Annotated in this window: 2 protein-coding genes; both read left to right on the top strand. The window is 33.4% G+C overall.

Annotated features, from left to right (window positions below):
* Positions 1–1080, top strand: a 1080-nt coding sequence (locus J2S17_RS28645) for a thioesterase domain-containing protein (protein ID WP_307480775.1), incomplete at its 5' end; no start/stop codon positions are given.
* 24 nt (positions 1081–1104) lie between these two features.
* On the top strand, positions 1105–3853 hold a 2749-nt coding region (locus J2S17_RS28640), incomplete at its 3' end, for a non-ribosomal peptide synthetase (protein WP_307480773.1).

The raw sequence follows: 3853 nt of genomic DNA, 5'->3' as shown, positions 1-3853 counted from the left end.
CGTGAATTCTTATCAACAGCTTTGCCAATGTACATGCTTCCAACCTATTATGTATGGCTGGATAGACTGCCACTAAGTGAGAATGGAAAAATTGACCGTAAATCATTACCTGATCCAAGAAGAGGCGTGGAAAAGGCATATGAAGCACCTGAAAGTGAAACGGCTCAAGCCTTGGCAGTCATTTGGAAGAATCTATTGGGTGTAGAAAGAGTCGGACTACATGATGATTTCTTTGAACTAGGTGGTCAATCACTAAAAGCAGCGTCATTAATAACACATATTTTAGGGAAATGGAAAATTGAAGTACCTTTACAATGGATATTTCAACACTCAACATTGGAGAGCTTTTCTATTAAAATTGACACCCTCTTAAAATATGGATTCGTAAAGAAAATGCCGATAGTGAAATTGCAGGACGGGAAAAACACCATTTTCTGCTTTCCTCCAATAGCAGGATTTGGCATAGAATATCAAAAGCTATCTCTTTATTTAGATAATTATACAGTGTATGGATTTGATTTCATTGAAGAAGAAAATCGCATTCAAGAGTATTTATCCATTATGAAAGAGATTCAACCTGAAGGTCCATATATATTGTTAGGTTACTCAGCAGGTGGAAATCTTGCATTTGAAGTCGCTAAATCATTAGAGGCTACCGGAAATAAGGTCAATAGGTTAATTATGATTGATGCAGAAAGAAAAGAAAAAGTAGGTTCCGCTTCTATTAAACAAATCAATCAAGAAACTGCAGAACAGTTGGCTGCAGTCCATCACCAATATCAAGAATACCTTAGTATTCCAAGTTTTCTTAAGTCGATAGAAAATAGAATACAGCAGTATCGAATTTATCTTAATAACGTTGTTAACGATGGTAGCATTAATGCTGATATTTATGCTTTTCGCTCAATAGATAGTTCAGCACTTGGATGGGAAGTAGCTACTAAAGGAACCTACGATGAGATACAGAGCTATGGAAAACATGGTGAGATGTTAGAAGACCCATATCTTATACAAAATGCGAAGAAAATAAAAGAGAAATTACCAGCATTGAAAAAATTGATTCCTGAAAATATTGGATGAGTTGTACGCTGGAAGGGGTTCATTATGGGAGAAAAAATTAATATTAAAAATATATATGAGTTAACTCCTCTTCAAGAAGGAATGGTATTTAATCATATTGTTAATAAGGAATCTCATGCTTACTTAGAACAAGTCGAAATAAATCTAGAGGGCAATGTAGATATACAGTGCTTTGAATCTAGTTTTCAAGAAATGGTGAATCGACATGATATTTTCAGAACTATTTTCCGCTATTCAAAATTAGAGAAACCGTTACAAATTGTCTTGAGTGAGAGAAAGGCTGCTTTCTATTTTGAGGATTTATCTACGTTTGAAAACATAGAGATAGAATCAAAAATAAAAGATTATAAAATAAAAGATTTTGAAAAGAGTTTTATCCTAGATAAGGATTCTTTAATTCGAATAAAACTATTTAAGCAAAACGAATCATTATATACAGTCTTGATAAGCTTCCACCATATTATTATGGATGGTTGGGGGTTGGCTACTGTTTTAAAGGAATGGTTTGAAATCTATTCATACTTGATGAATAGACATCCCATAAGCTTGCCAAACAGTTTCCCTTTTAGTGATTATATTGTTTGGCTACGTAATCAGAACCATGAAACCGCCTCACAATATTGGGAGAATTTTTTGAAGGACTACAACACTAAGGCGGGTATAATGCCCGCCTTGAAGAAAAAAGAGGTAGAAAATCAGTACAATCACTTAGAACACATAGAAGTCTTTGATTCTCCTCTGACAAAATCTCTTGGGACCTTAGCGAAGACAAATAAAGTTACACTAAATACTATTATAAGATCAATATGGGGTTTACTGTTACAGAAATATAACAATACAGATGATGTGGTGTTCGGTACTATTGTCTCCGGACGCCCGTCTGAACTAAATGGAATAGAGCAAGCTGTTGGATTATTTATTAATACGGTTCCTGTTCGTATCAAGGCAGTGCCATCTAAGACCTTTACTGACCTGCTTTCTAAAGTGCATGAAGACAGTCAAGAAGAAAATAAATTTCATTATTATCCTTTATATGAATGCTTCTCTAAAAGTGAATTAAAAAATGAATTAATAGATCATGTAATTGCATTTGAAAACTATCCCTTAGACAAACAATTATTGTCTGGGGGACGAGAATTAGGTTTTTCGATTAATAATTTTAATATATTTGAGCAAACAAATTATGATTTTAATATGAATATATTTCCAGGTGATCAAATTACTTTGAAAATTACCTATAATGGTCACGTTTTCCAAACGCAATATATAGAGCAAATATGCAATCACTTCAAACGACTTGCAAATAATATTGTGCAAAATCCGGATAAATTAATATCAGATTATGAAATCCTGACTAAAGAGGAAATTTCTGAATTACTACAAAATAAAACAGAAGTTAAGTATCCAAAAGACAAAACAATACATGAATTATTTGAAATTCAAGCCAGTTTGAATCCGAATAAAATTGCTGTTGTATTGGATGAAAGTTACTTAACATATAACGAGCTTAATTTAAAAGCAAATATTTTAGCATTTCATTTGAGACAAAGAGGAGTGAATAAGCAAGAGCCAGTAGGATTAATTGCTGATAAAAGCATTGACACGATTATAGCCATGCTAGCTATTTTAAAGTTAGGCGCGTGCTACGTACCTTTAGACCCTTTTTCTCCTATGAATAGGATAAGTTACATACTAAATGATTGTGCTACTAGATTTGTGATAGCACATAGTCACTGGATATCACCTATCGGTTTTTCAGGGGAAGTTATTAATATTCAATCAGGTAAAGATGAGAACAATTATCCGAAAATTTTTTCTCCTGATATTGGATCTACTCCTAATGATTTGGCTTATATCATCTATACATCTGGAACAACTGGAAAACCCAAAGGTGTTATGGTGGAACACAGAAATGTTACTAGTTTAATAATGAACAATAAGATTCCGTTTAGTTTTAGTAATAAGGATGTCTGGACTCTTTTTCATTCTTTTAGTTTTGATTTTTCTGTCTGGGAAATGTATGGTGCACTTTTACATGGTGGAACATGTATCATTGTTCCGAAAGAAACTGCTCAAGACCCTAAAGCATTTTTAAACCTCCTCAAAACTGAAAAGGTGACTGTATTAAATCAAACTCCTGCAGCGTTTACACATCTTATTGAAGAGGTTCGTGAAGGCAAAGAAGTAAACCTAAGTCTACGGTATATCATTTTCGGTGGAGAAGCATTAAAACCTGCCATGTTACTCCCTTGGAAGCAGCTATACCCGCATACAAAACTAATCAATATGTACGGAATTACAGAAACGACAGTCCATGTTACACATAAAGAAATAACATTAAATAATATGTCGGATAATTCAAGTTATATAGGTAAGGAACTTCCAACATTAGCAGCATATGTTTTAAATAAAGAAATGCAAATAGTACCCAAAGGAACGATCGGAGAATTATACATAGGAGGAGAAGGTGTTTCTAGAGGTTATATTAATAGAGAAAAACTAAATAATGAAAGGTTTATTCAAAACCCATATAATGCTTCTGAATTACTTTATCGATCGGGAGATATTGTACGCAGAATGTTAAATGGAGAGATGGAGTACTTAGGTCGCATTGATAATCAAATTAAGATCCGTGGTCATCGTATCGAAATTGGTGAAATTGAAAACCAATTATTATTTCACCCTAATATAAATGAGGCCACTGTACTTGCTTATCAAGATCATAATGATACTAACTTTTTATGTGCTTATTTAGTCACTGGGGAAAAGATAT

Origin of the sequence: Cytobacillus purgationiresistens (assembly GCF_030813235.1) — a bacterium.
GTDB classification, from domain to species: domain Bacteria; phylum Bacillota; class Bacilli; order Bacillales; family Cytobacillaceae; genus Cytobacillus; species Cytobacillus purgationiresistens.
Note: the sequence above shows the minus strand (reverse complement) of the source record. Positions and strands in the feature narration are given on the sequence as shown.